A 25,962-nucleotide genomic window follows, 5' to 3' on the forward strand; every position below is an offset into this window, starting at 1 on the left:
CCAAAAAAGTCATTAGGAGAGTAAAGAGTGGAAAAGGTAAACAAGCCCCTGGGAATTACTGAGGTGGTATTACGCGACGCCCATCAGTCAATTCTGGCGACCAGGCTGCGTATCGAAGACATGTTGCCGATTTGCGGGCAACTCGACCAGATCGGTTATTGGTCTATCGAATCCTGGGGTGGCGCGACCTTCGACGCTTGCATTCGCTATTTGGGCGAGGACCCGTGGGAAAGATTGCGCTTGCTGAAGAAAGCCATGCCCAACACGCCGCAGCAAATGCTGTTCCGCGGCCAAAATATCCTGGGTTACCGCCATTACGCCGACGACGTGGTCGACAAATTCGTCGAGCGTTGCGTGGTCAACGGTATTGACGTATTCCGAATTTTCGATGCGATGAACGATATGCGCAATATCGAAAGAGCCATCAAGGCGGTGCTGAATACCGATGCCCATGCCCAAGGTACCATTTCGTACACTACCAGCCCGGTACATACCACCAAGAAGTGGGTGGAGCAGGGCAAGCTGATTGAGGACCTGGGTGCGCATTCGATCTGCATCAAAGACATGGCCGGCTTGCTGACCCCTTACGACGCCTACGATCTGATCGGTAAATTGAAGAAGGCTGTCGCGATTCCGGTCCATCTGCATTGCCATGCCACCACCGGCTTGAGCGTTGCTACTTGTATCAAAGCCATCGAAGCCGGCGTCGATAATATCGATACCGCGATCTCTTCGTTGAGTATGACTTACGGCCACACCCCGACCGAAACCATCGTCGCGGCATTGGCCGGCCAAAAGCGCGATACCGGTCTGGATTTGGCCAGACTGGAGAAAGTCGCCGCTTATTTTCGCGAGGTGCGGAAGAAATATGCGCAGTTCGAAGGTAGCTTGAAAGGCGTGGATAGCCGGATCTTGGTATCGCAAGTACCGGGCGGAATGCTGACCAATATGGAAAGCCAATTGAAGGAGCAGGGTGCGGCCGACCGTTTCGACGCGGTACTGCAGGAAATTCCATTGGTGCGCAAAGACTTGGGCTACATCCCGCTGGTGACGCCGACGTCGCAAATTGTCGGTACCCAGGCGGTATTGAATGTTTTGGCCGGCGAGCGTTACAAAACGATCAGCAAAGAGACTGCCGGCGTGCTGCGCGGCGAGTACGGCGCAACTCCGGCACCTGTCGATAAAGAATTACAGGCGCGAGTATTGAACGGTGCCGAGCCTATCAGTTGCCGTCCGGCGGATTTGTTGGAGCCGGAAATGAGCAAATTGGTGGCCGAAGTCCAGGCCAAAGCCCAGGCCGACGGCGTCAAGCTGGCCGATAACGTTGAAGAAGACGCGCTGATCGACGGGCTGTTCGCGCAAGTGGGTTGGAAATTCATCCAAAACCGGGGCAATCCTGCCTCATTCGAGCCGGCACCGGGTCTGGAACCCGCCCCCGTTTCGGTACCGGCTGCCGTTAAAACCGCGGTCGAGGCCGAAACCTACACCGTGAATGTGGACGGCAAAAATTACCACGTCGCAATCGCGCCGGGCAACGGCGAAATAGTGGTGGAACCGTCCTCGGCATCGGAAAACGGTCCGATGCTGGCTTCGACAGCCCCCATCGTCAGCGGCAGCGGCGTGGTCGAATCGCCATTGGCCGGCGTAGTATTGAAAGTGAACGTCAACGTCGGTTCCCATCTTTCCGAAGGCGACGTCGTGTTAATCATGGAAGCGATGAAAATGGAAACCGAGATTCGGGCCAAAGTCGCCGGTATCGTCAGCGCGGTCAACGTGCGCCAAGGCGATTCAGTTGCGGTAGGCGACGTTCTGGTCACGTTGTAACCGCCTCATAGTTGGTTTGCTCCGGTTGCCCCAGCGCGGTAGCCGGATAGCCAAACTAAACTCGACCGCATGCCTTAGCCTTGTTGCCAGCCAACCCAATCGAATAAATCAAGCCATGGAAAATCTCAGACTATTGTGGGAAAGCACCGGTATTTACAACATTACCCAGCCGCAAATCATCATGATGGCGGTCGGGTTTGTGTTGTTGTATCTGGCGATCAGAAAAGGCTTCGAGCCGCTATTGTTGTTGCCTATCGGTTTCGGCGCCGTACTGAGCAATATTCCGGTTGCCGGGATGATAGACGAAGGCGGCATCCTTTATTACATGTATGGCGGCATCAAGGCCGGCGTATTTCCGTTGTTGATTTTCATGGGCGTCGGGGCGATGACCGATTTCGGGCCTATGCTGGCCAATCCGAAAACGCTGTTTCTCGGTGCAGCCGCCCAATTCGGCATCTTCGCCACGCTGTTCGGCGCGCTGGCCTTGAATGCCGTGCCGGGCATGGCGTTCAGCTTGAAAGAAGCGGCGGCGATTGCGATCATCGGCGGTGCCGACGGCCCGACCGCGATTTACGTCGCCTCCAAGCTGGCGCCCGAATTATTGGGTGCCATTGCCGTCGCTGCGTATTCTTATATGGCGCTGGTGCCACTGATCCAGCCACCGATCATGCGGGCGTTGACCAGCGAGGACGAGCGTCGCATTGAGATGCAGCAACTGCGGACAGTCGGCAAGGCCGAGAAAGTGGTATTTCCGTTGATGCTGTTGATGTTGACTGCGTTATTATTGCCATCGGCGGCGCCGCTGGTCGGTATGTTTTGCCTGGGTAACTTGATGAATGCGACCGGGGTGGTGGATCGTTTAAGCAAGACCGCGCAGAACGAGTTGATCAACATCGTCACCATATTTCTCGGGTTGTCGGTCGGATCCAAACTTAGCGCCGAGGCGTTTTTGAAAGTGCAAACCTTGGGTATTCTCGGCCTTGGTGCGGTCGCATTCGCCATCGGTACTGCCAGCGGCGTCATCATGGCTAAAATCATGAACCGGTTCAGCTCGACGCCGATCAACCCGTTAATCGGTGCGGCGGGGGTTTCCGCGGTACCGATGGCGGCTCGCGTCGCCAACAAAATCGGTCTGGAAAGCAATCCGCACAACTTCCTGTTGATGCACGCGATGGGACCGAACGTAGCCGGCGTGATCGGCTCGGCGGTAGCGGCAGGGGTGTTGTTGAGTTTGGTGCATTAGCGCCAAAACTCTGTATGAGTGCTCAGTCAGCCAAGGACCAGCCGATTAAGGTACTTTGGCTCACATCAAGTTATCCTCGCAGTAAAGACGACAGTGCATCGGTTTTCCTGCGCTATTTAGCCGAAGCATTGGTAAAACAAAAAATTAATCTGCAGATCCTTTCTCCGGATCATCCGGATGTTCAAACAACTACGCAGCCCAACGGTATAGTCCTTCACCATTTTCGCTATTTTTGGCCGCGTAAACGGCAAATGTTAGCCTACGGTTCCGGGATTTTACCCAACTTGCATGCCGCGCCATGGTTGCTATTTCAGATCCCTTTTTTCATTCTATCCATGTTTATTACTGCGGCGTGGATTATGCTGGTTCAGCAGCCATCATTGATACACGCTCACTGGATTTTTCCGCAGGGCACGGTGGCTGTAGTGTTAGGCAAATTGTTCAAAACTCCCGTGATTGTTACCGCTCATGGAGGGGATGCATTTGCGCTAAAGGGAAGTCTGCTTGGAAGCATCAAACGTTGGACAATCAAAAATTGCGAGGTGTGGACCAGCAATACAAAGGCGACAGCCGCTGCCGTTGGGTCCGATTTGCCAAAATCGCATATCATTCCGATGGGTATCGACTGCAAAAAGTTTGCCGCCGGTAACGGCAACGCGTTGCTTAATGGGCGGGATTCGCAAAAGCTAATATTATTGTTCGTCGGGCGTTTGGTTGAAAAAAAAGGTGTGGTGGATTTATTAAAAGCCTACGCCTTGCTTTCAGAGATATTACGGGAACAAACCGAGTTATGGATTATTGGCGATGGAACTGAACGTAAAAAACTCGAAACTTTGGCAATGGGCATTCAAACTGCAAATCCGATCCGTTTTTGGGGACGTATACCAAACCAGCAATTACCTGAATATTACGCTGCTGCCGATATTTTCATCGCTCCATCCATTACCGATAAGCAAGGTGACACTGAAGGTCAAGGAGTAATGCTCTTGGAAGCGATGGCAAGCCGCTTACCGATAATTACAACTAATGTGGGCGGAATTAGCTCTGTCATAGCTCATGGAGAAACTGGACTCCTGATAAATCCAGGAAAACCTAGTGAAATTGTCGCCGCCATTGAACAACTACTTAACGATAAGAAATTACGAGAGACCTTGGGCAAAAAGGCATTCAAAGCCGCACAAGATTATGACTGGCTAACAATATCTGATAAATTCATTAATTTATACGGAGAGTCAAATTCGGTACGAGACAAATGAGTTTTGAAGTTAAAGAAAGTATCGAAGCTGAGATAGCTTGCGTAATAGTTACATACAATCCAGATAGGAATATATTTTATTCCATGATTTTACAATTGTTGAAGTCGGCTGTATCAATTTATATTATTGACAATTGGCATTCCAATGATTCGACTAGTTATGTAAGGGAGTTGTCTAAGCGGTATTCTGATAAGATTAAATTGATTTGTTTGGAAAAAAACTATGGTATTGCGAAAGCGTTAAATATCGGCGTCAATCAAGCGATGGAGGATAATCATAAATATGCGCTTTTGTTAGATCAAGATAGTATTCCTCAGGATGGTTTGCTTGAGGAAGTGTTAGACGCAGCAAATATGCTTTCGAAGATTGAGCCGCAAACGGTTGCGATCGGTCCACGCTTGTATGACCCGAGATCAAATAGTTATGTCAAGTTTGCCTCGCTTAAATGGGGTGTTTGGAAAAAAGTTGGGTGTGGAAGTAACGGCGAAAATCTCATTAAATGTGAATTTCTTAATTCGTCAGGCAGTCTTATTTTTTTGAGGCACTGGGAAGCTGTAGGTCCTTTTCGCGAAGATTTTTTTATAGATCACGTGGAAACAGACTGGTATATGAGAGCCAGATATTTAGGTCTTAAATGCTATGGGTTGTGTAGTAAGCGTCATCTTATACACTATATGGGAGACAGTGTGTGTCGTTATTGGTTATTCGGCTGGATGTACATGCCGCGTAGATCCCCGGAACGCCACTATACGATAGTACGGAACGCGATTCGACTATCTAAATCAAAATATACGCCCATTTTATGGGGGGTTAATGCGGCATTAAAGATTATATTTACTTTTTTTTATTTTTCGACTTTTGATAGAGATAGGAGAAATCAAAGATGTAGTATTATAAATGGGATTCGTGATGGACTTTTGTCTGGGGATTGATGGTTGGAGTTTGGTGTCTATACAGGTTTTTATGTTATAAAAACTTAAAATCTTACCTGATTACCCATAACAGGTTGGTGAAAAACCATGTTCTGGTCACTAATTCAGATGGATCGGGCCTTTATTTAGTATAAAGATCAGCCTGTCGACACTAAATATAGACTCTATTGGTTGTAAAAAAGAGTTTTTCACCAACCTGCTAACCGCGCCACCGCTTGCCGCGGTTGCCGGAATTGTGCTGTAAACGCCCGTAAGCGTTGACTTTACTCACCCCGAAAGTAAAATGGCTGGCTATTTTTAGCCAAGAAGCGACTGCCGATTCAGCGGTCCGCTCTCAGACCTTAGGAAAACTATTCATGAGCCACACCCTCTACCAAGCCAATGCCCAACGGGTACAACGTTGCGAACTGGCAGTGCCGGGTTCCAACCCGGATATGTTCGAAAAAGCCCTGAAAAGCGGTGTGGACTACATCTTTTTGGATTTGGAAGACGCGGTTGCGCCGGACGACAAATTGCAAGCGCGCAAAAACGTGATCCAAGCCATCAACGACCTGGATTGGGAAGGCCACGGCATTACCCTGTCGGTGCGGATCAACGGCCTGGATACCCAATACATGGTGCGCGATGTGGTCGATCTGGTCGAGCAGGCCGGCAGCAAGATCAAAACCTTGCTGGTGCCTAAAGTCGGCGTTTACGGCGATGTGTATATGGTCGAGGCGATGCTGAACCAATTGGAGATGCAACAAGGCCTGAAGAACCGGATCGGCATCGAAGCCTTGATCGAGACCGCGTTGGGCATGGCCAACGTCGAAGATATCGCCAAACAGGGTTCAATCGGCGGCCGGCTGGAAGCCTTGCACTTCGGTGTGGCCGATTACGCGGCCAGCAATCGGGCCCGTACCGTCAACATCGGCGGTTTGAATCCGGATTATCCGGGCGACCAATGGCATTTCGCGATCAGCCGGATGACGGTGGCTTGCCGGGCCTACGGTTTGCGGCCGATCGACGGCCCGTTCGGCGACATCAAAGATCCTGAAGGTTACAAAGCCGGCGCCCGCCGCGCCGCCGCGCTCGGTTGCGAAGGCAAATGGGCGATTCATCCGTCGCAGATCGCGCTGGCAAACGAAGTTTTCACGCCGCCGGCCGCCGAAGTCGAAAAAGCCAAACGCATTCTGGAAGCGTTGAAAGAAGCCGCCGCCCAAGGCAAGGGCGCCGCCGCACTGGACGGCCGCCTGATCGATGCGGCTTCGGAGCGCATGGCCAATAACATCGTGCGCATGGCCGAAGCGATCGCCGCGAAAAGCAAATAACCCTTTTGTTTTAAAAAGCGATAGAACAGAACCACCATGTATCGAGCTTGATTTTATGGAGAATACAATGGGCAAGATAGTTACGTTCTTTAATCACAAAGGTGGTGTTGGTAAAACGACATTGGTACATAACTTGGCATTTATTTTGGCTGAAAGAGGATATAGAGTTCTGCTAATTGATGCAGACTCCCAAATGAATTTGACAGCAGCTATGTACGGTTTGTCGACAAGTATCGAATACTCCATGGATGATAGTTCAAAGTGGAAAGAAAACGTTCAAAAATATATTTCATTCTCTGAATATATTGGTAAAGAGGTAAATGAAACTGAATGTGGTAAGACTTTCTTTGAGAAAAAATTGATAAACGAAGAAACTGGAAAAGAAGGCGTAATAGATCTGATTTCTGGGGATATAAATCTCGCAATGATTGAGGCTAATCTTTATGGGGTGGTGACTCAAAATAATGAGTTTACAAGAAAAATACCTGGGAAATTTGAAAAGTCTATAAGAGGGCATAAAAAAAATTATGACTTTGTATTTATAGATACATCTCCAAGTGCCAATAGTATTATTAATGCCCTTATAATGCTTTCAAGCGATTTTTTTATAGCGCCAGTTTCGCCATCGTTTTTTTCGCTACAAGCGGTTGATAATTTAAGTTCCATTTTCCAAAACTGGATTGAATTACTTAAGAGTTATCAAACAACCAGAAACTTTGATGGACTTAGCTTCCAGCCAAAATTCTTAGGTCTAGTTGTTCAGATGGCGAAGCGCTTCAATAGCGGTCAGCTTAAAAATGAAGACAATACGGAATACTCGAGGTCTACCGAAAAATGGATATCTGATTTGAATAATAGTGTTCAGAAGTTTTATCAATATTCAATTCTAAGAGGTATGTCGATTTCGGAGGATGATTTTAGAGATATTTTTAAGTCTTCCGAACCTTTTGTAATTCAAAAATGCTGTGATTTTACGCCTCAACTGCGATCTATTGCAGAAAAAGCAGGAGTTCCAGTCGTTTCTTTAACACAGGCGTTATGTAGGACACATAGAGATTCTGTGCCCGTCGATATTGAAAACGAGGGCAACCAATACGCAAAGTCGTTTAAAAGTATTTCTAAGTCTTACAATGCGATAGCAGACGGACTAATAGAATTACTGGCAAAACAAGCTTAAAAATTATCAAATTAGAGAAAAACAGGAAATTTTGTGGACATTCATGAGTACCAAGCAAAACAGTTGCTGTCCGAATACGGCGTGAAAATCGCCGAGGGCGGTCTGGCTTATAGCCCGGAGGATGCGGTGCAACGGGCGCGCGAAATCGGCGGCCACGTCTGGGTGGTCAAGGCCCAGATTCACTCCGGCGCCCGCGGCAAGGCCGGCGGCATCAAGGTTTGCAAAACCCACGAAGAAGTGGCGGATGCGGCCGAAGCCCTGTTGGGCAAGCGCTTGGTCACCCACCAAACCGGACCGGCCGGCAAACAATGTTTGCGCCTGTACGTCGAAGCCGGCACCGACATTGCGAAGGAATTGTATTTCAGCTTGTTGATCGACCGTGCCCACGAAAAAATCGTTATGGTCGGCTCGGCGCAAGGCGGTATGGAAATCGAAGAATTGGCCGAAACCAATCCGGACGCGATCAAAAAAATCCATATCGAGCCGGCGGTCGGCTTGCAGGATTTCCAGGCGCGGGAAATGGCCTTCGCCTTGGGCCTGGACGCCGACCAGGTGCCGCACGCGGTTAAATTGATTCAAGGCTGCTACCGGGCCATGCGCGACCTGGACGCCAATATGGTCGAGATTAATCCTTTGGTTGTCACCGGCCACGGTGAAATCATCGCGCTGGACGCGAAAATGGGCTTCGACGACAACGCCTTGTTCCGCCGCCAAAAAATCTCCGAACTGCGCGACAAGACCCAGGAAGACCCGCGGGAAATGGCCGCGGCCGACCGCGGCTTGAGCTACGTCGGCCTGGATGGCGACATCGGTTGCATGATTAACGGTGCCGGTCTGGCGATGGCGACGATGGACATGATCAAACTGGCAGGCGGCGAGCCGGCCAACTTTTTGGATGTCGGCGGCGGCGCCTCGGCGGAGCGGACCGAAAAGGCTTTTCGCATGGTATTGCAGGACAAAAACGTCAAGGCCATGTTGGTCAATATCTTCGCCGGCATCAACCGCTGCGACTGGATCGCCGAAGGCGTGGTGCAAGCGGTGAAAAACATCGATATGAAAGTGCCGCTGGTGGTGCGCCTGTCCGGTACCAACGTCGAGTTGGGCCGCAAAATCATCGAAGACAGCGGTTTACCGATCATCACCGCCGATACGCTGGCGGAAGCCGCCGAGAAAGCCGTAGCGGCACGCAATCAAGTCGTCGCGGCCCGAGGATAAGGAAACAACATGGCAATTTTTATCGATAAATCCACTCGCATCATCGTCCAAGGCTTTACCGGCAAGATCGGTACCTTTCATGCTCAGGACATGATCAATTACGGCTCGAACGTGGTCGGCGGCATTACGCCGGGCAAGGGCGGCCAGAAACATCTGGACCGGCCGGTATTCAATACCGTCAAGGAAGCCGTCGAACAGGCCGGCGCCGAAGCCAGCATCGTGTTCGTGCCGCCGGCTTACGCGGCCGATTCGATCATGGAAGCGGCCGAAGCCGGCATCAAATACTGCGTGGCGATTACCGACGGCATCCCGACCCAGGACATGATGAAAGTCAAAATCTTTCTGAGCCGGTTTCCGAAAGAAAAGCGCATGGTGCTGACCGGCCCGAATTGCGCCGGCACCATCAGCCCCGGTAAATCGATGCTGGGGATTATGCCGGGCCACATCTACATGCCGGGTAACGTCGGCATCGTCGGCCGTTCCGGCACGCTGGGCTATGAAGCCGCCGACCAAATGAAACGCCTGGGGATAGGCGTGTCGACCTCGGTCGGTATCGGCGGCGATCCGATCAACGGCAGTTCGCACCGCGATATTTTCGAACGCTTCGAGCAGGACCCGGAAACCAAGGTGGTGATGATGATCGGCGAGATCGGCGGCCCGCAGGAAGTCGAAGCCGGCATGTTCGCCAAGGAAAACATGAGCAAACCGGTGGTCGCTTACATCGCCGGTTTGACCGCGCCGAAAGGCCGGCGCATGGGCCATGCCGGCGCGATCATTTCCGCGTCCGGCGAATCGGCGGCGGAAAAAGTCGAGATGCTGCAGCAATTCGGCGTAACGATCGCACCGACCCCGGCGGCGATGGGCGAAACCGTGGCCAAGGTTCTGGCCAAACTCTAAGCCGGTTCCGTCCTCGACAGACTAAAGCCCGTCCAGCGCGGGCTTTTTTATGCCAGTTGCCCGCTTGCGGCTTCATCAGACGCGGGCAAACTGGTACTATCGCTAGTTTTTGTTTTCCGTCGCAACATGCCATCCGCACGTTTACTAGAGCGCCTCAAAGCTTACCAATCGCTGACCGCCGACCAGCAAACCGTCATGAAGTTGTTGGCGCTGTACTACGGCTACAGTTCGCCGACCAATCTGGCCAAGTGTCTGGCTAATGTAGACATAAAAGAGGCCGGAAAAGCTCTGAAATCAGAAGCGGTGAAAAGCCGCCTGAAACCTTTGTTGAAACTCGGGCTGGTCGAGGAGAACGCCAAATCCGGCGGCAGCCGTTGTTGCCGGACGCTGGTGGAAGTCATCGCCCGGCAAATGGTCGATACCGGCGAGTTTCCGCGTTACGCCTCGGCGGTACTGGCCGCCAATCCGCCCGGTATCGGCTATTACCGTTACAGCAGCGTCGACGATTGCATTCGCGAGGCGCGCTTGCAGTTTTACCGCGGCGATTACCGCAAGGTCGACGAATGCCTGGAGGGCGGCGCCCGTTATCTGGGTAAATTGCCTGCCGCCAACGAATTGTATTTGTCCTGGTTTTTGAATCCGCTCGACAGCGTCTGGTTCAGCAAAAACCATCCGCAGTTGCTGGTCGGTTTGGCCGGATACGCCGGCTTGCACCAATTGCTCTATCTGTACGCCGATCCGAAACTCGACGAACTGCTGGCAAGTTTGATGTTTGCCGATACCGGCGAGAACCTGGATTTCCTGAATCGGGTCGGTCTGGAATTGCAACTGCTGCGCGGCGACTGGGAAGCGGTGGCGGCTCGGACGCGGGCGGCGGCCGATCCGGAATTGCAGGCCTTGGCCGCGGCATTGGCCTTTCTGCGCGGCGATTATGCCGAAGCCGTCAAGCTTTACGAGGCCGCGCTGGTGGCGCAGCGCAAACTGGCCGGCCAGCGTAACGCCTATTTTTACGGTCTGGCCGGCGTGTTTTACCCGTTGGCGATACTGAAACACAACGACGCCAAAACCCGCGCCAAACTCGGCACGCTGCTGAACCAAGCGATCAAGGGCGACGGTTACTGGATCGGCGTCTACCACGATCTGGCTTTGTTCAACCGCTTTCTGCAAGGCGAACTGCAGTTGCGCAGCCAATTGCTGGCAGCCGAACCGCCGTACAAGATCGGCGACGGTTACCGCGACAGCGGTTTGCCGGAGACTTTGCATACGCCGCCGCTGCTGTTGCACGTGTTGTCGTTGTTGATCAAATTTTGGGTTAAGGCCGACCACTTCCAGCGGGTCGAGCCGCTGACGCAAAAGCTCTACCGGCATCTGTTGGATAACGGTTACCGCTGGCCGGCCGCTGAACTGGCCAATGTATTCAAAGCCTTGGAACCGCCGCGTGCGCAACAGTGGGATTGTGGTTTTCTGCAGGGCCGCCCGGCCTTGAGCGATTTGTTCGCCAGCCGCGCCGATTGGGAGCTGGCTTTGGATGCGCTGGCGAATCTGCCTCTGGCCGACAAAAAAAATGCCGCGGCGCCGGCGATAGACAAACCCACCCGCTTGGTCTGGCTGCTGGCTTACGACGAGAACGGCCATCGGGTGCGGATCGAGCCGCGCGAGCAAAAATTGCAAGCCAAGGGCAGTTGGAGCAAGGGCAGGGCTGTGGCGTTGAAGCGGCTGGCGCAGGAGACCGACCAGTTCGATTATCTGAGCGAACAGGATTTGAAGCTGTGCGCCCACATTAAGGAATATCGCGACAGCGGTTGGTACGGCGGCTCCACCTTCTTCGATTTCGACAGCGGCATGCCCCAGGCTTTGGTCGGCCACCCGTTACTATTCTGGGCTGATACGCCCGACGCCAGAGTGGAAGTGCTGAAAGGCGACGCCGAATTGCGGGTTAAGAAACTGGACGGCGGCAAGATCAAGATCACGCTGGAGCCGCAACCCGGATACGAACAGAAATTTCATGTCGGCAAGGAAACGCCGACCCGGTTGCGGGTGGTCGAATTCAGCCCCGAACACCATAAAATCCACGGCGTGCTCGGACCGAACGGCCTGGAAGCGCCGGCTTCGGCGCAGGAACGGGTATTGCACGCCCTGACCGCCATTTCCGGCGTTTTGACGGTGCATTCCGATATCGGCGGCAGTTCCGCCAACGCCGAGCAGGTTACGGCCGACAATACCCCGCGCGTGCATTTGCTACCGCTGGGCGAGGGGCTACGGGTGGCGGTATTGATACGGCCGCTAGCCGAGGGCGGCGCCTATTACCGGCCCGGCCACGGCGGCGAGAGCGTACTGGCCGAGCTGGACGGCCGCCGGGTGCAGGCGGTACGCGATTTGGCTCTGGAAAAACAACGCGCCGCCGGCGTCTTGCAGGCCTGCCCGGCATTGGCTGCGGCCGAGCAGGACGCGGCCGGGGAATATCTGCTGGAAGACGTCGAGCAATGCCTGGAATTGCTGTTGCAACTGCAGGCACTGGCCGAAGGGCAGGCGATTCTGGAATGGCCGGAAGGCGTCAAATTCAAGGTGCTGGGTCAAGCGGCCGGGACCGGATTGAATATGCAGGTCCGGCGCGACAACGACTGGTTCAGCGTGCAGGGCGAGTTGCGGGTCGACGAGAATACTGTGGTGGAAATCCGCCAACTGCTGGGCTTGTTGGACGAACGCCAGGGCCGCTTCCTGAAGCTGAAAGACGGCCAATTTTTTGCATTGACCGAAGAATTCCGCCGCCGGCTGGAAGATTTGAGGGCTTACGCCGACTTGAGCGGCAAGAAAGTTAGATTGAATCCGTTGGCGGCGCTGACTTTGGAAGACTGGCAGGACGAGGCCGGATTTCAAGCCGACCAGCATTGGCAGAACCAATTGCAGCGCCTGAAACAGTCGCGCGACTACCAGCCGCAACTGCCGTCGACCTTCCAGGCCGAGCTACGCGACTACCAGATGGCCGGCTTTCGCTGGTTGGCGCGGCTGGCGCATTGGGGCGTCGGCGCCTGTCTGGCCGACGACATGGGCCTGGGCAAGACCGTGCAAGGCTTGGCATTGCTGTTGGCGCGGGCACCGGACGGGCCGAGCCTGATCGTCGCCCCGACCTCGGTCTGTATGAATTGGGAAAACGAGGCGCGGCGTTTCGCGCCGACCTTGAACCCGCAAATTCTGGCCGGCGGCGACCGCCAAGGTTTGCTGGACAACCTGGGGCCTTACGATTTGCTGATATGCAGTTACGGCTTGCTGCAGCAGGAGACGGTGGCCGAGATGCTGGCCAAGATTCGGTTCCAAACCGCGATTCTGGACGAGGCGCAATGGATCAAGAACATCGCCACCCGCCGCTCGCAAGGGGCGATGAATTTGCAGGCCGATTTCAGGCTGATCATGACCGGCACGCCGCTGGAAAACCATTTGGGCGAGCTGTGGAATCTGTTCCGTTTCATCAATCCGGGCTTGTTGGGATCGCTGGAGCAATTCAACCGCCAATTCGCCGGGCCGATCGAACGCGACGCCAATCCCGAAGCCCGCTATCGGTTGAAAAAGTTGATCCAACCCTTCATCCTGCGCCGTACCAAGACCCAGGTGCTACAGGAATTGCCGCCGCGCACCGAGATTCCGGTTTACGTCGAGCTCAGCGCGGAAGAAATGGCGTTTTACGAAGCGTTGCGCCGGGAAAGTCTGGAAGCGTTGGCCAGCGCCGAAGCGCCGGCCGGGCAAAAGCAATTGCAGATTTTAGCCGCGATCAGCAAATTGCGCCGCAGTTGCTGCAACACCCGCCTAGTCAATTCCGGCGTGGCTTTGCCCAGTAGCAAGTTGGCCGCTTTCGGCGATATCGTCGACGAGCTGTTGGACAACAAGCACAAAGCGCTGGTGTTCAGCCAGTTCGTCGACCATCTGCAATTGATTAAAGAATACGTCGAACAACGCGGCATCGCTTACCAATATCTGGACGGCAGCACGCCGGCCAAGGAGCGCCAGCAGCGGGTCGACGCCTTCCAGCGCGGCGACGGCGAATTGTTTTTGATCAGTCTGAAGGCCGGCGGCGTCGGCTTGAATCTGACCGCTGCCGATTACGTGATCCATATGGACCCATGGTGGAATCCGGCCGTGGAAGACCAGGCTTCCGACCGCGCCCACCGCATGGGCCAACAGCGGCCGGTGACGATCTACCGGATGATCGCCAAGCAGACCATCGAGGAAAAAATCGTTGCGCTGCATGGCCACAAGCGCGATCTGGCCGATAGCCTGCTGGACGGCGCCGACGTCAGCGGCAAAGTGTCGGCGGACGAACTGCTGAGTTTGATGAAGGGCGACGCCTAACGCAAAAATCCGGCCGCGGCCGGATTTTGCTGAAGGGAACCTCTAAAAATTGCGCCCGGCGAGTAAAATGAGTCGGAGCTAAAGACCTTTGGAGAGCAGAGATGACGGTGGCACAAGACGACCTTTTCGGTTCCCTGTTTGAACATCGTGATCGTCGGATCGATCGGCTGGGCAATCCGTTGTTGGAATTGGACGCGCAAGTGGATTGGGAAGCGTTCCGTCCGTTGCTGGATCAAGTCCATCACAAAGTCCGCAAATCGTCTGCCGGGCGTAAGCCTTGGGATGGGGTGTTGATGTTCAAAGCGTTGGTCATCGCTAGTCTCTACAATCTGAGCGATGAGCAACTGGAGTTCCAAATCGAAGACCGGCGCAGTTTCCAGCGATTTATTGGGTTGTCGGATGCCAAGCACGCGCCGGATCGCAACAGTTTCTGGCTGTTTCGTGAGTCACTCAAAGAACTGAAACTCACCGAGACGTTATTCAACGAATTCAACCGGCAATTGGATCGCGCCGGCCTGATCGCCCGCAAGGGCCAACTGATTGACGCCAGCTTCGTCAAGGCGCCGGTGCAGCGTAATACGCCGGACGAAAACGCCCGGATTAAAGCCGGCGAAACCGTCGAGGACTGGTCGGCCTCCAAACGCAGTCAGAAGGATACCGATGCGCGCTGGACCAAGAAAGGCGACAAGAGCTATTACGGGTACAAGAATCACGTCAACGTTGATAATGCCCACAAGCTGGTGCGCAAATACACGGTCACCGATGCCAGCGTCCACGACTCCCAAGCCCTGAACGGCTTGCTTGATAGCGGCAACACCAGCCGGGATGTGTGGGCCGACAGTGCCTATCGTTCCGAAGCGGTGGAAGAACTGTTAAAAGTCCAAGGCTACCGCAGCCGGATTCACCGCAAAGGGGTGCGCGGCAAACCGCTGACTGACCGGGAAAAACAAGGCAACAGTACCCGCTCCAAAACCCGTTGCCGGGTCGAGCACGTGTTTGCCTGGATGGCGCAATGGGGCGGTAAGGCGATCCGTTGCATTGGCCTAGCCCGCGCCGAAGTACGTATCGGCTTCATGAATCTGGTGTACAACATGCGACGTTTTTGCGCCATTCGCAGGGTAGCTGCGTCTTGATGCCGCCCATCGGAGCTGAAAAGGCTTCGAGTTGAAGGTAGTCCGCTTGGAAATGCCAGCTTTCGAGCACGTTTTACGCCCCGAATCTGATTAATCGTGGATTTTTAGAGGCTCCCTGAAGTTTATTGCCCGCGCAGATTGTGTTTTTTGCGGGCGATGTTGCGGCTGGCCTTGTTTTGCTGGTGGTTCAACCGGGCGCGTTCCGCCGGCGTCACCACGCCGTCGGCCTGGGCTGCGTTTTCCTGGCGTTCGATCCGCATTTGCTGGCGTTCCAGGCGGTTGGCTTCGCGCCGGGTCAATTCGCCGGATTCGATACCTTGTTCTATGCGTTGTTCTTGGATTTCCTGGCGGCGGTCGACGCGGGGCATGTCGACGTCGGCCCAGGCGGTTTGGCAAAGCGTCGTAACGGCCAGCAAGCCGAATTTGGTAAAAGTATTCATTTGTGCCTCTTCGAGAAAATAGGTATCCCACCGCCGCAGCTACCGCAGGGTGGCCGTCCGGCCCGTTAGAACTACACAGCCGGTAGCGGCATTTTAGCCGGATTTATTAACCCCGCCTTAACTCGCGGCCGGCCGTGGCTGCCGCTAATCGTCGCCTTGCGAATTAACACTCGCTGCTAAGCCGTTGAGTTAAAAAAACAAGTGCTTAAATAGCGAGTCGCTAGTAAAAAATCCTGCTTTCAACACAACATATTGTGTTAATATTTTTCGAAAGCACTATATCCAGTATGTGGCCGCACGGGGCATTTTATGCCGCAACGCTTGCCGCATCGAACTTTCCGGCGTGCCGGCCCAGCCGGTAACGCCGTTCCGTAAACCTACTCAATCCATAAAAAGGGAAGCCACGAATGACCGCAAAACTTCATGTTGTGACGCCAAACGATACCGACATTCCGCTACAAAGCGCTTCGCTGGACATCTGGGACAGCAAGTACCGTTTGAAGACCAAAGACGGCCGCGCCATCGACGAAACCATCGACGATACCTACAAGCGGGTCGCCAAGGCCTTGTCCAGCGTGGAGAAAACCAAAGCCCTGCAAGAAAAACATTACAAAGAATTTCTGTGGGCCTTGCGCAAGGGCGTGATTCCGGCCGGCCGCATCGTTTCCAACGCCGGCGCGCTGGAACACAAACCGGCCACGTCGACCATTAACTGCACCGTATCCGGCATCATCGAAGACTCGATGGACGACATTCTGCGCAAGGTCCACGAAGCCGGCCTGACCTTGAAAGCCGGCTGCGGCATCGGTTACGAATTCTCGACCCTACGCCCGCGCGACGCCTACGTCTCCGGCGCCGGCGCCTATACCTCCGGCCCGCTGTCGTTCATGGATATTTACGACAAGATGTGCTTCACCGTCTCGTCCGCCGGCGGCCGCCGCGGCGCGCAAATGGCCACCTTCGACGTGGCCCATCCGGACGTGGTGGATTTCATCCGCGCCAAACGCGAAGACGGCCGTCTGCGCCAGTTCAACCTGTCGTTGCTGATTACCAGCGAATTCGTCGAAGCGGTGAAAAGCAACGGCCAATGGCCGCTGTCGTTCCCTATCACCGAGCGCGAAGCCAACGCCGATCAACTGGATTTGACCGACAGCAGCAAGATTATCTGGCGCGATCTGCCCAACAAAAAAGGCTACGTCGTCAACGGCGACGGCCTGGTGGCTTGCCGCATCACTAAAGTCATGCCGGCCCGCCGCTTGTGGGACATCATCATGTCCTCGACCTACGATTATGCCGAACCCGGCTTCATCCTGATCGACAAAGTCAACGAGATGAACAACAACTGGTTCTGCGAGCACATCCGCGCCACCAACCCCTGCGGCGAGCAGCCGCTGCCGCCTTACGGTTCCTGCCTGTTGGGCTCGATCAACCTGACCCGCTTCGTGCATCAACCTTTCGGCAAGGAAGCGGCGTTCGATTGGGACGATTACCGCAAGACCATCCGCATCTTCACCCGCATGCTGGACAACGTCGTGGAAATCAACGGTTTACCGCTGGAAAAACAACGCGACGAAATCGTCGGCAAACGCCGCCACGGCATGGGCTATCTGGGCTTGGGCTCGACCATTACGATGCTGGGCATGAAATACGGCGACGAGGCGTCGCTGGCGTTTACCGAGCAAGTCACCAAAGAACTGGCTTTGGAAGGCTGGCGCACCGGCCTGGAGCTGGCCAAGGAAAAAGGCCCGGCGCCGATCATGGAGCAGATGTTCGAAGTCACCGGCGAAATGCTGCACAAACGCCCGGAAATGAAAACAGACGGCTACAAACTCGGCGACCAAGTGCCGGGCCGGGTATTGCACGCCAAGTACAGCCGCTACATGCAGAAAGTCGCGCAGGAAGAGCCGGAATTGGTGGCGGAACTGGCCGAAGTGGGTTGCCGCTTTACCCACCACAGCTCAATCGCGCCGACCGGCACGATTTCCTTGTCGCTGGCCAACAACGCCAGCAACGGCATCGAACCCAGCTTTGCCCACCATTATTCGCGCAACGTAATCCGCGAGGGCAAAAAGTCCAAGGAAAAGATCGACGTGTTTTCCTTCGAACTACTGGCCTACCGCCATCTGGTCAACCCGGACGCAATGCCGTATAGCGACGATCCCAAGCAAAAACTGCCGGATTACTTCATCGCCGCCGATGATATTTCACCGAAGCAGCACGTCGACATCCAGGCCGCCGCCCAACGCTGGATCGACTCCTCGATTTCCAAAACCGCCAACGTGCCGACCGACTACCCGTACGAAGACTTCAAGTCGATCTACGAATACGCCTACGAGCAAGGCCTGAAAGGCTGCACCACCTTCCGTTTCAATCCGGAAGTGTTTCAGGGCGTATTGGTCAAGGAATCCGATTTGGAAAACACCACCTACCAGTTCACGCTGGAAGACGGCCACGTCGTCGAATTCAAAGGCAACGAAGAAGTGGAATACGACGGCGAAATCCACACCGCCGCCAACTTGTTCGACGCGTTGAAGGAAGGCTATTACGGCAAGTTTTGATTTGCCTTGGGAGAAACGCCATGCCAGCAATTTCAATGTTTTACGGGATCATCGTCTACATGTATTTTCTGGATAACAAACAGCACAAGCTGCCGCATATCCACGCCAAATACCAAGGCTATGAAGTCGTGGTTGCGATTCCCGAAGGCGAAGTTTTGGAAGGCGAGATACCTAACGCCCAAATGAAACTGCTGCAAGCCTGGATAGAATTGCATAAGGACGAATTGATTGCCGACTGGCAATTGGCGGTAACCGGCGAACAACCCTACAAAATCGAGCCGTTGAGGTAAGCCATGAATCCGAGAGTCAAATCGGTACAAGCCAGCGACGATTACTCGTTAATGCTTGAATTCACCGACGGTAGCCGGGGCGTTTACGACTGCAAACCGTTGTTGGATTTCGGCGTATTCAAGGAGCTGAGCGACAGGCAGTATTTCAAACGCGCCGAAGTCATTGACGGCACGGTGGTTTGGCCGCATGAGCAAGATATCTGTCCGGATACGCTGTACCTTGATTCGGTAAAACTGGTAAACGCCTCTTAGTTTTTAAAGAACATTTACGGCTCGTTACCTTGGCGAGCCGACAACCTTTTTAGGCAAACGACATGACCCTACACAAAATCAACAAAAAAATCGTCGGCTACAAAGTGCTGAGCAAAGACAACGCCGAAGCCGCACCGCAGGCGGAACAAGAAAAACCTTCGCTGGAATCGATGCACGAAAACGTCGAGCGGCCGGAAGTCTTGCTGGGCTCGACCTACAAAATCAAAACCCCGCAGTCTGAGCACGCCTTGTACATCACGATCAACGACATGATCCTGAACCAAGGCACCGCCCACGAGGAACGCCGGCCCTACGAAATCTTCATCAACAGCAAAAACATGGAGCATTTCCAGTGGGTATTGGCCTTGACCCGGGTCATCTCGGCGGTGTTCCGTAAAGGCGGCGACGCCACCTTTTTGGTGGAAGAAATGAAAGCGGTATTCGACCCGCGCGGCGGCTATTTCAAGAAAGGCGGCGTGTTCATGCCTTCATTGGTGGCGGAAATCGGTTCGGCCATCGAATCGCACATGAAGCATATCGGCATGATCAAATCGGAAAAAATGACCGACCACCAAAAACAGTTTTTGGCCGAAAAACGCCGCGAATTCGAAGCCGCCCACGGCGAGTCGGATGCGCAGGCGTTTCCGGAAAAGGCCGTGTTGTGCGTGAAGTGTTCGACTAAGGCGATGGTGTTGATGGATGGGTGTATGACTTGTTTGAATTGTGGGGAGTCGAAATGTGGTTGATTTTGTAGGGCGGATGCCGTCAATTTGGCAGAACCTCTGAGAGTTTCGCCTCACGTGTTATTTCGTATAGTTTAAATATAAAAATGGCAATAAAGGGTAGCAAATGACAATTTCGCATTCATTATTTATTAAATATGGGCTACAGCATAATCCGACCGAATATGAAATAGTAAAATGGCTGGAATTAACGCAAAAGCTGATTAATTCTGGGGCATCAAAAGAAGAAGCTGGACAGCAGGCAGCAAAAATAATATTTAGGGACTTTAATTCTGTCGTATATTGCTCGGAAGCAGATACTATTGAGGCATTACTTGCGGCAGCCAGAAACAGACATCCAGATGGCAATGGCTAATTTCACTGAAGACGAAATAAAAGTATTGATTCCTATAATCACCTTTATTTTAGGATTTATTGTTTCTCGATTTACCATGAGCAAAAAGGAGAGAAAGGATTATGAATCTTCTCTTTTTGCTACTTCGATTAAGTTATTGGAAGAACAGGACAAAGCTTTTAATGAATTTAGTGAGTCTTTGTTTTCGTATGCGAATAAAAAAGAAGCGCCAAACCTGAATGATTTTTTTTCAATAGCGACAAAAGGACAGCTATATTTTTCAAAGCTTAGCATGTCTTGTGATGCAATTATTTCGGGAAAGTTAGACAAGGATTCAGTTAAAAATACCTTTACACCAAAGGTAAAGGAATGTGTTGAACGTTCTCTGCCAGATTTTTACGACACTTTAAAGAGAATTTCAATAGCGAATAAGCTTGAATATAATGGTGAACTTAGAAAAGAAAACTACGAAAGCTTATACGTAGTATATGAAAAATACTGTATTCAGGAATAGCTCGGTAGCCGGGTAGGGTGGGCACGGTTTTTGTGCCCACGCGGAATTTAAAATTTACATGGATATTGTTTCGCTACCGCGAAACCCAATTTAACGCCGGTTCGCGGACCGGCAGCCGCGATACTTTCTTTTGCGTGGCCAAAAGAAAGTCAGGTAGGGTGGGCACGGTTTTTGTGCCCACGCGGAATTTAAAACTTACATGGATATTGTTTCGCTAACGCGATGCTTGATTTAACGCCGGTTCGCGGACCGGCAACCGCGATACTTTCTTTTGCGTGGCCAAAAGAAAGTATCCAAAGAAAAGGCCACCCCGATGCCGCTTATATCCTGCGCGCCGAAGGGTTTGAGCGGGGTTTTCGGAAGGGCTGTCCTAGCCCTCCGAAAACGCGCGGCATCCCTGCCGCGCCCCTGCCGGGCTGATCCGCTCAAACCCTCCGGTGCTCGGCGCGGCATAGGGGATTTGGTATGCGCTTCGCGCGAAAAGGTGTGGCCGCTTACGCGGCCTTTTTTTCTTTCTGGTTCCCACGTGCTACGTGGGAACCCTCGGCTTGGCCGCGCTGCGGTGCAATTCGCCGTAGCGCGGCGAATCTGAATTACCACGCAGCGCGTGGTAACTAGGAAAATTAATTCGTTTATGAAAACGCCGATGATGTGTGTGATTTGCAAATTGGGCATGATGACAGATGATTTCGCCAGCATTACATTCGAATTTGGCGGAACAGTTTTGGTATTCAAAAAGGTTCCTGCGAAAGTCTGTAATAACTGTGGAGAAGAATATTTTGAAGATAATATCTTTGCTTCGCTTCTCGAACAGGCTCGCTCACCGATGAGCCAATCGTCGCAATTTCAAATACGGCGCTTTTTACAAAATTAATAGGCGGGCATTGGGGTAGGGTGGGCACGGTTTTTGTGCCCACGCGGAATTTAAAATTTACATGGATATTGTTTCGCTACCGCGAAGCCCAATTTAACACCGGTTCGCGGACCGGCGGCCGCGATACTTTCTTTTGCGTGGCCAAAAGAAAGTATCCAAAGAAAAGGCCACCCCGATACCGCTTATATCCTGCGCGCCGAAGGGTTTGAGCGGGGTTTTCGGAAGGGCTGTCCTAGCCCTCCGAAAACGCGCGGCATCCCTGCCGCGCCCCTGCCGGGCTGATCCGCCCAAACCCTCCGGTGCTCGGCGCGGCATAAGGGGATTTGGTATGCGCTTCGCGCAAAAAGGTGTGGCCGCGTTGCGGCCCGTTCTGGTTCCCACGTGCTACGTGGGAACCCTCGGCTTGCCCGCGCTGCGGTGCAATTCACCGCAGCGCGGCGAATCTGAATTACCACGCAGCGCGTGGTAACTAGGAAAATTAATTCGTTTATGAAAACGCCGATGATGTGTGTGATTTGCAAATTGGGAATGATGACAGATGATTTCGCCAGCATTACATTTGAATTTGGCGAAACAGTTTTGGTATTCAAAAAGGTTCCTGCGAAAGTCTGTAATAACTGTGGAGAATAATATTTTGAAGATAATATCTTTGCTTCGCTTCTCGAACAGGCTCGCTCACCGATGAGCCAATCGTCGCAATTTCAAATACGGCGCTTTTTACAAAATGAATAGGCGGGCATTGGGGTAGGGTGGGCACGGTTTTTGTGCCCACGCGGAATTTAAAACTTACAGGGATATTGTTTCGCTATCGCGAAGCCTAACAGGCTGGTGAAAAACTCGAAAAGCCAAGTAGGCTAAGGCATAGATGAGCCGCCAACTGTTAAAATAGGCTACCTAAATTTGGAGCCTTTCAATGCGCGGACACGATGCCATTCAAAGTAGCTGGTTCAGCTACGTTAGCCTGGAAGAACGTATTCCCAAACAGCATCCGTTGCGTCGTTTACGTCTACTCGTCGATGGCGTATTGACCTCTATGAATGCCGTCTTTGCCGAGCGTTACTCGCACACTGGCCGCCCGTCGATTGCGCCCGAAAAACTGCTGCGCGCCTTGCTGTTGCAAGTGCTGTACACCGTTCGTAGCGAACGCCAGTTGATGGAACAGCTGGACTACAACCTGCTGTTTCGCTGGTTTGTCGGTCTGGGCATCGACGATGCTGTCTGGGAACGCAGCGTGTTCAGCGCCAACCGCGAACGGCTGCTGTCCGAAGCGCTGAGTCGCGAATTTTTTGAGCGGGTACTGGCCATAGCCGAATGGCAAAACCTGGTGTCCGACGAACACTTCAGTGTCGACGGCAGCCTCATTGAAGCCTGGGCCTCGCACAAAAGCTTCGTTAAGAAAGACGGCAGCGGCCCGGACAAACCCGCCGGCCGCAATCCCGAGGTCGACTTCAGCGGCGAAAAGCGCAGCAACGCCACCCACCAAAGCACGACAGACCCGGAAGCGCGGCTCTACAAGAAAGGCGAATACACCGAGGCCAAACTGCGTTACATCACCCATGCCTTGTCCGAGAATCGCAACGGCCTGATTGTCGATGTCGAAACCACTCAAGCCACCGGCACCGCCGAAATCGAAGCCGCGCAAACAATGATCAAACGCCGTGTGCCCAAAGGCGGTAGCGTCGGTGCCGACAAAGGCTATGACCAACCGGCGTTCGTCAACAAACTCAAGGCGCAAGACATCAAAGCCCATGTGGCCCGGAAAAAGACCGGCAGTGCCGTCGATGGCCGCACCGCGCGCGGCAAAGGTTACGCCCAAAGCCTCAAGCGCCGCAAAATCGTCGAAGAAGCCTTTGGCTGGGTCAAAACGGTCGGCGGCCTGCGCAAAACCCGTCACATCGGCTTAGCCAAAGTCGCTGGCCAAGCCTTGTTTTGCTTCGCCGCCTACAACCTGACGCGCTTGCTCAACCTATTGGTGTTCACGCCGAAACCGGCGTGGAGTGCGCCCACCTAGGGTGAAGTACGCCTGAAAACCGTCCACAGACGGCTTCAGGCGAATAAAAAGCCCTTGAAACAGGGGCAAAACGCTTGAAACTCGATGTCATGACCGATTTCAACACGAAAAAATCACGGCAACCGTGGGTAAGGGGAAATATCAGTGGGTTTTTCACCAGCCTGATAAGGGGATTTGGTATGCGCTTCGCGCAAAAAGGTGTGGCCGCGTTGCGGCCCGTTCTGGTTCCCACGTGCTACGTGGGAACCCTCGGCTTGCCCGCGCTGCGGTGCAATTCACCGCAGCGCGGCGAATCTGAATTACCACGCAGCGCGTGGTAACTAGGAAAATTAATTCGTTTATGAAAACGCCGATGATGTGTGTGATTTGCAAATTGGGCATGATGACAGATGATTTCGCCAGCATTACATTTGAATTTGGCGAAACAGTTTTGGTATTCAAAAAGGTTCCTGCGAAAGTCTGTAATAACTGTGGAGAATAATATTTTGAAGATAATATCTTTGCTTCGCTTCTCGAACAGGCTCGCTCACCGATGAGCCAATCGTCGCAATTTCAAATACGGCGCTTTTTACAAAATGAATAGGCGGGCATTGGGGTAGGGTGGGCACGGTTTTTGTGCCCACGCGGAATTTAAAACTTACAGGGATATTGTTTCGCTATCGCGAAGCCTAATTGTACGCCGGTTCGCGGACCGGCAACCGCGATACTTTCTTTTGGTTGGCCAAAAGAAAGTATCCAAAGAAAAGGCCACCCCGATGCCGCTTTGATCCTGCGCGCCGGAGGGTTTGAGCGGGGTTTTTTTCTGGTTCCCACGTGCTACGTGGGAACCCTCGGCTTGCCCGCGCTGCGGCGAATCTGAATTACCACGCAGCGCGTGGGGACCAGAAAATTAGGAAATCTAAGGCATTTGACTGGTAACCAAGCTCCGGCTTGGTTACCTGATCTTGGAAGCTCCTGCTTCTCGATTAAATTAACGAAAGCTGGAGCTTTCAAGATAAAGTTCCCAAACTGGAGTTTGGGAAGCAGGAAACCGGGAAAACACGTCGGCTGGTGACGAATCTAATGAAATTAAATTATGACCCGGAGACGGATTCGCTATATATCCATTTGCGGGATATACCGTCGGTTGATTTCCTTGAAATTTCGGATGGACTTATATTGGATTTTGATGCCGACGGAGTTGCCGTGGGCATCGATATACAGCATGCCGGTAAGATGGCGGATATAAATTTTCTGACGACGATGAATATTCCATACCATCAAAAAAATAGGCATGTTTTCTGGTTCCCACGTGCTACGTGGGAACCCTCGGCTTGGCCGCGCTGCGTGGTTACTAGGAAAAAGAAAAGGCACCCCGATGTCGCTTTGACCCTGCCCGCCGAAGGGTTTGAGCGTGGGATTCGGAAGGGCTGTCCTAGCCCTCCGGTGCTCGGCGCGGCATAGGGGAGAAAACCAACCTCTTGATGTATATGTCAGCATTCCCCGCAGATACTGATTAGCCTCAGCGTAATCGGACGCATATACAGACTGGTGTAACGTTGTTTTAATGGTTTGCTATCGGCGGCCTGATTTAGCGCCGGTTTTATCGTGTCGCCCCTGGAACGATTCAATTAACGGCTCGCAATTGGGCAATGCAATCTATTCCGATCTTGTTTAAAGAAAACTGAGGTAAATGTGAAAATATTATCTTTGATTCTATCTGTGTTGATTTTAACGGCCTGTTCAACTCACCAATTGAAAACGACTGCGTCTGAAACTGTTTCGAGTTATGGCAAGGATATTAAACTCAATGTCACCGGCGCAAATCCTGAGATTGTCGATAAACTTACGCGTTATATCCAGGCTTCACTTCTAACCGAAGGATTTAATGTCGTTACCGACGAGAATGCCACGCACCTGGATGTAGTGATTTCGGCGTTCGATCCGGGAAATGCCGCCTTACGTTTGACGATAGGCTTCGGCGCGGGGCGGGGATCTTTGGTGTACAACGCCAAATATACGAAGAACGGCAAGCTGTTGGTCGATTACGATGGCGCCGAGCGGTTTACCGGCTTGGAAATTGCGCCCGGAACCAAATACGAGACTTTCCGAAATTTTGGAGGCGAGGAAACGTCGACGCTCATTTTGCTAGAAGAAGCGTCAAAACATATCGTTGAACAGGCGACAGTAAACGGAAAATAAACATATTTTCGATCGTCTCCCGGTGCCTCGGAAGGTCCAGTATATGCGGGTTATGGGCCTGATCGCCGCAGCGCGGCTCGGTCGGGGTTACCACGCGGCGCGTGGTAACCAGGAAAACCCTCCGGTGCTCGGCGAGGCATAGGGGGGAACCAACCATTTTTCTGGTTCCCACATGCTACGTGGGAACCCACGGCTTGCCCGCGTTGCGGTGCAGAAAATTAGGGAATCTAAGGCATTTCCGGTATCCGCTGACGACTTTTAAGCTGCCGCGGGGTTTCCTCCCGTTATTCCGCCCCGAGCATCGCAGATTTTGACGAGATTAGCCCGAAGGGGCGATGCACGGATGCACCGCGTTTTCCGCAGGGGCTGGGAAGCCCCTTCGGAAAACCCTCGGCAAAATCGAGAAGCGCAGGATTAAGGCGGAATGCCGGGGC

At 53.1% G+C, this 25,962-nt stretch carries 24 protein-coding genes; 23 read left to right on the plus strand and 1 reads right to left on the minus strand.

Features of this window, described 5'->3' with window-relative positions:
* Positions 1 to 27: 27 nt before the first annotated feature.
* The 10 genes from oadA (at position 28) to VXJ35_RS09075 (ending at position 15,331) form a co-directional block, all read left to right on the plus strand.
* The gene (oadA, locus tag VXJ35_RS09030; RefSeq protein ID WP_064021334.1) at positions 28 to 1,824 is read left to right on the plus strand and encodes a sodium-extruding oxaloacetate decarboxylase subunit alpha; all 1,797 of its coding nucleotides are present in this window, start codon (positions 28 to 30) and stop codon (positions 1,822 to 1,824) included.
* Positions 1,825 to 1,939: 115 nt separating this feature from the next.
* Complete coding sequence (locus tag VXJ35_RS09035; RefSeq protein ID WP_064021335.1) at positions 1,940 to 3,067, plus strand: sodium ion-translocating decarboxylase subunit beta; 1,128 nt, start codon at positions 1,940 to 1,942, stop codon at positions 3,065 to 3,067.
* A gap of 14 nt (positions 3,068 to 3,081) precedes the next feature.
* Positions 3,082 to 4,323 carry a glycosyltransferase gene (locus VXJ35_RS09040; protein ID WP_064021336.1) on the plus strand — a complete coding sequence of 414 codons (1,242 nt, stop codon included), beginning with the start codon at positions 3,082 to 3,084 and terminating at the stop codon, positions 4,321 to 4,323.
* Positions 4,320 to 5,255 carry a glycosyltransferase family 2 protein gene (locus VXJ35_RS09045; protein ID WP_064021337.1) on the plus strand — a complete coding sequence of 312 codons (936 nt, stop codon included), beginning with the start codon at positions 4,320 to 4,322 and terminating at the stop codon, positions 5,253 to 5,255. Before VXJ35_RS09040 ends, VXJ35_RS09045 begins: the two co-directional genes overlap by 4 nt.
* Positions 5,256 to 5,611: 356 nt before the next feature.
* A complete protein-coding gene (locus VXJ35_RS09050) occupies positions 5,612 to 6,565 on the plus strand; it encodes a CoA ester lyase (protein ID WP_064021287.1) in 954 nt (317 codons plus the stop codon).
* Between the two features lie 67 nt (positions 6,566 to 6,632).
* The gene (locus tag VXJ35_RS09055) at positions 6,633 to 7,742 is read left to right on the plus strand and encodes a ParA family protein (RefSeq protein WP_197496012.1); all 1,110 of its coding nucleotides are present in this window, start codon (positions 6,633 to 6,635) and stop codon (positions 7,740 to 7,742) included.
* A 33-nt stretch (positions 7,743 to 7,775) separates the two neighbouring features.
* Positions 7,776 to 8,957, plus strand: a complete 1,182-nt coding sequence (locus VXJ35_RS09060) for a malate--CoA ligase subunit beta (RefSeq protein ID WP_064021289.1) — start codon at positions 7,776 to 7,778, stop codon at positions 8,955 to 8,957.
* A gap of 9 nt (positions 8,958 to 8,966) precedes the next feature.
* Entirely contained in the window at positions 8,967 to 9,854 is an 888-nt protein-coding gene (gene sucD / locus VXJ35_RS09065) for a succinate--CoA ligase subunit alpha (protein ID WP_064021290.1), read from the plus strand.
* A gap of 126 nt (positions 9,855 to 9,980) precedes the next feature.
* Positions 9,981 to 14,198 (plus strand): DEAD/DEAH box helicase, encoded by a 4,218-nt coding sequence (locus tag VXJ35_RS09070; protein ID WP_064021291.1) that lies wholly within the window; start codon positions 9,981 to 9,983, stop codon positions 14,196 to 14,198.
* Between the two features lie 101 nt (positions 14,199 to 14,299).
* Positions 14,300 to 15,331, plus strand: coding sequence for an IS5 family transposase (locus VXJ35_RS09075; RefSeq protein WP_064020809.1), 1,032 nt, complete (start codon positions 14,300 to 14,302; stop codon positions 15,329 to 15,331).
* 122 nt (positions 15,332 to 15,453) lie between these two features.
* On the opposite strand, the gene VXJ35_RS09080 is transcribed toward VXJ35_RS09075, so the two are convergent.
* Positions 15,454 to 15,771, minus strand: a complete 318-nt coding sequence (locus VXJ35_RS09080) for a hypothetical protein (RefSeq protein ID WP_064021292.1) — start codon at positions 15,769 to 15,771, stop codon at positions 15,454 to 15,456.
* Positions 15,772 to 16,178: 407 nt separating this feature from the next.
* Here VXJ35_RS09080 and VXJ35_RS09085 point away from each other — a divergent pair, with 407 nt between their 5' ends.
* The 13 genes from VXJ35_RS09085 (at position 16,179) to VXJ35_RS09145 (ending at position 25,528) form a co-directional block, all read left to right on the plus strand.
* Positions 16,179 to 18,329 carry an adenosylcobalamin-dependent ribonucleoside-diphosphate reductase gene (locus VXJ35_RS09085; RefSeq protein WP_064021293.1) on the plus strand — a complete coding sequence of 717 codons (2,151 nt, stop codon included), beginning with the start codon at positions 16,179 to 16,181 and terminating at the stop codon, positions 18,327 to 18,329.
* A gap of 20 nt (positions 18,330 to 18,349) precedes the next feature.
* On the plus strand, positions 18,350 to 18,619 hold the full coding sequence (locus tag VXJ35_RS09090) for a DUF4160 domain-containing protein (RefSeq protein ID WP_064021294.1): 270 nt from the start codon (positions 18,350 to 18,352) through the stop codon (positions 18,617 to 18,619).
* A gap of 3 nt (positions 18,620 to 18,622) precedes the next feature.
* Positions 18,623 to 18,871 carry a DUF2442 domain-containing protein gene (locus VXJ35_RS09095; RefSeq protein WP_064021295.1) on the plus strand — a complete coding sequence of 83 codons (249 nt, stop codon included), beginning with the start codon at positions 18,623 to 18,625 and terminating at the stop codon, positions 18,869 to 18,871.
* A 62-nt stretch (positions 18,872 to 18,933) separates the two neighbouring features.
* Complete coding sequence (locus tag VXJ35_RS09100) at positions 18,934 to 19,617, plus strand: NrdJb (protein WP_054763175.1); 684 nt, start codon at positions 18,934 to 18,936, stop codon at positions 19,615 to 19,617.
* Positions 19,618 to 19,720: 103 nt separating this feature from the next.
* On the plus strand, positions 19,721 to 19,969 hold the full coding sequence (locus VXJ35_RS09105; RefSeq protein WP_157198123.1) for a hypothetical protein: 249 nt from the start codon (positions 19,721 to 19,723) through the stop codon (positions 19,967 to 19,969).
* Entirely contained in the window at positions 19,962 to 20,462 is a 501-nt protein-coding gene (locus tag VXJ35_RS09110) for a hypothetical protein (RefSeq protein WP_157198124.1), read from the plus strand. The genes VXJ35_RS09105 and VXJ35_RS09110 overlap by 8 nt, the downstream gene beginning before the upstream one ends.
* Before the next feature lie 634 nt (positions 20,463 to 21,096).
* The gene (locus tag VXJ35_RS09115; RefSeq protein WP_408953933.1) at positions 21,097 to 21,336 is read left to right on the plus strand and encodes a type II toxin-antitoxin system MqsA family antitoxin; all 240 of its coding nucleotides are present in this window, start codon (positions 21,097 to 21,099) and stop codon (positions 21,334 to 21,336) included.
* Positions 21,337 to 21,840: 504 nt separating this feature from the next.
* Entirely contained in the window at positions 21,841 to 21,966 is a 126-nt protein-coding gene (locus VXJ35_RS09120; RefSeq protein ID WP_408953944.1) for a YgiT-type zinc finger protein, read from the plus strand.
* Between the two features lie 283 nt (positions 21,967 to 22,249).
* Positions 22,250 to 23,347 carry an IS5 family transposase gene (locus VXJ35_RS09125; protein ID WP_064020044.1) on the plus strand — a complete coding sequence of 366 codons (1,098 nt, stop codon included), beginning with the start codon at positions 22,250 to 22,252 and terminating at the stop codon, positions 23,345 to 23,347.
* Between the two features lie 74 nt (positions 23,348 to 23,421).
* Entirely contained in the window at positions 23,422 to 23,667 is a 246-nt protein-coding gene (locus VXJ35_RS09130; RefSeq protein ID WP_157198125.1) for a hypothetical protein, read from the plus strand.
* 35 nt (positions 23,668 to 23,702) lie between these two features.
* Complete coding sequence (locus tag VXJ35_RS09135) at positions 23,703 to 23,828, plus strand: YgiT-type zinc finger protein (RefSeq protein ID WP_408953944.1); 126 nt, start codon at positions 23,703 to 23,705, stop codon at positions 23,826 to 23,828.
* A gap of 581 nt (positions 23,829 to 24,409) precedes the next feature.
* On the plus strand, positions 24,410 to 24,790 hold the full coding sequence (locus tag VXJ35_RS09140; RefSeq protein ID WP_064021297.1) for a DUF2283 domain-containing protein: 381 nt from the start codon (positions 24,410 to 24,412) through the stop codon (positions 24,788 to 24,790).
* 231 nt (positions 24,791 to 25,021) lie between these two features.
* The gene (locus VXJ35_RS09145) at positions 25,022 to 25,528 is read left to right on the plus strand and encodes a DUF4410 domain-containing protein (RefSeq protein ID WP_197496018.1); all 507 of its coding nucleotides are present in this window, start codon (positions 25,022 to 25,024) and stop codon (positions 25,526 to 25,528) included.
* The last annotated feature ends 434 nt before the right edge of the window (positions 25,529 to 25,962 follow it).

The organism is Methylomonas sp. DH-1 (assembly GCF_046097555.1).
In the GTDB taxonomy this organism is placed as follows: Bacteria; Pseudomonadota; Gammaproteobacteria; order Methylococcales; family Methylomonadaceae; genus Methylomonas; species Methylomonas koyamae.

What these genes read in the sequence shown, in the direction of transcription:
- VXJ35_RS09035 (WP_064021335.1), top strand. Translation starts at nt 1,940, where the DNA reads ATGGAAAATCTCAGACTATTGTGGGAAAGCACCGGTATTTACAACATT.
- VXJ35_RS09040 (WP_064021336.1), top strand. Translation starts at nt 3,082, where the DNA reads ATGAGTGCTCAGTCAGCCAAGGACCAGCCGATTAAGGTACTTTGGCTC.
- VXJ35_RS09045 (WP_064021337.1), top strand. Translation starts at nt 4,320, where the DNA reads ATGAGTTTTGAAGTTAAAGAAAGTATCGAAGCTGAGATAGCTTGCGTA.
- VXJ35_RS09050 (WP_064021287.1), top strand. Translation starts at nt 5,612, where the DNA reads ATGAGCCACACCCTCTACCAAGCCAATGCCCAACGGGTACAACGTTGC.
- VXJ35_RS09055 (WP_197496012.1), top strand. Translation starts at nt 6,633, where the DNA reads ATGGGCAAGATAGTTACGTTCTTTAATCACAAAGGTGGTGTTGGTAAA.
- sucD (WP_064021290.1), top strand. Translation starts at nt 8,967, where the DNA reads ATGGCAATTTTTATCGATAAATCCACTCGCATCATCGTCCAAGGCTTT.
- VXJ35_RS09070 (WP_064021291.1), top strand. Translation starts at nt 9,981, where the DNA reads ATGCCATCCGCACGTTTACTAGAGCGCCTCAAAGCTTACCAATCGCTG.
- VXJ35_RS09075 (WP_064020809.1), top strand. Translation starts at nt 14,300, where the DNA reads ATGACGGTGGCACAAGACGACCTTTTCGGTTCCCTGTTTGAACATCGT.
- VXJ35_RS09080 (WP_064021292.1), bottom strand. Translation starts at nt 15,771, where the DNA reads ATGAATACTTTTACCAAATTCGGCTTGCTGGCCGTTACGACGCTTTGC.
- VXJ35_RS09085 (WP_064021293.1), top strand. Translation starts at nt 16,179, where the DNA reads ATGACCGCAAAACTTCATGTTGTGACGCCAAACGATACCGACATTCCG.
- VXJ35_RS09090 (WP_064021294.1), top strand. Translation starts at nt 18,350, where the DNA reads ATGCCAGCAATTTCAATGTTTTACGGGATCATCGTCTACATGTATTTT.
- VXJ35_RS09095 (WP_064021295.1), top strand. Translation starts at nt 18,623, where the DNA reads ATGAATCCGAGAGTCAAATCGGTACAAGCCAGCGACGATTACTCGTTA.
- VXJ35_RS09100 (WP_054763175.1), top strand. Translation starts at nt 18,934, where the DNA reads ATGACCCTACACAAAATCAACAAAAAAATCGTCGGCTACAAAGTGCTG.
- VXJ35_RS09105 (WP_157198123.1), top strand. Translation starts at nt 19,721, where the DNA reads ATGACAATTTCGCATTCATTATTTATTAAATATGGGCTACAGCATAAT.
- VXJ35_RS09110 (WP_157198124.1), top strand. Translation starts at nt 19,962, where the DNA reads ATGGCTAATTTCACTGAAGACGAAATAAAAGTATTGATTCCTATAATC.
- VXJ35_RS09115 (WP_408953933.1), top strand. Translation starts at nt 21,097, where the DNA reads ATGAAAACGCCGATGATGTGTGTGATTTGCAAATTGGGCATGATGACA.
- VXJ35_RS09120 (WP_408953944.1), top strand. Translation starts at nt 21,841, where the DNA reads ATGTGTGTGATTTGCAAATTGGGAATGATGACAGATGATTTCGCCAGC.
- VXJ35_RS09125 (WP_064020044.1), top strand. Translation starts at nt 22,250, where the DNA reads ATGCGCGGACACGATGCCATTCAAAGTAGCTGGTTCAGCTACGTTAGC.
- VXJ35_RS09135 (WP_408953944.1), top strand. Translation starts at nt 23,703, where the DNA reads ATGTGTGTGATTTGCAAATTGGGCATGATGACAGATGATTTCGCCAGC.
- VXJ35_RS09140 (WP_064021297.1), top strand. Translation starts at nt 24,410, where the DNA reads ATGAAATTAAATTATGACCCGGAGACGGATTCGCTATATATCCATTTG.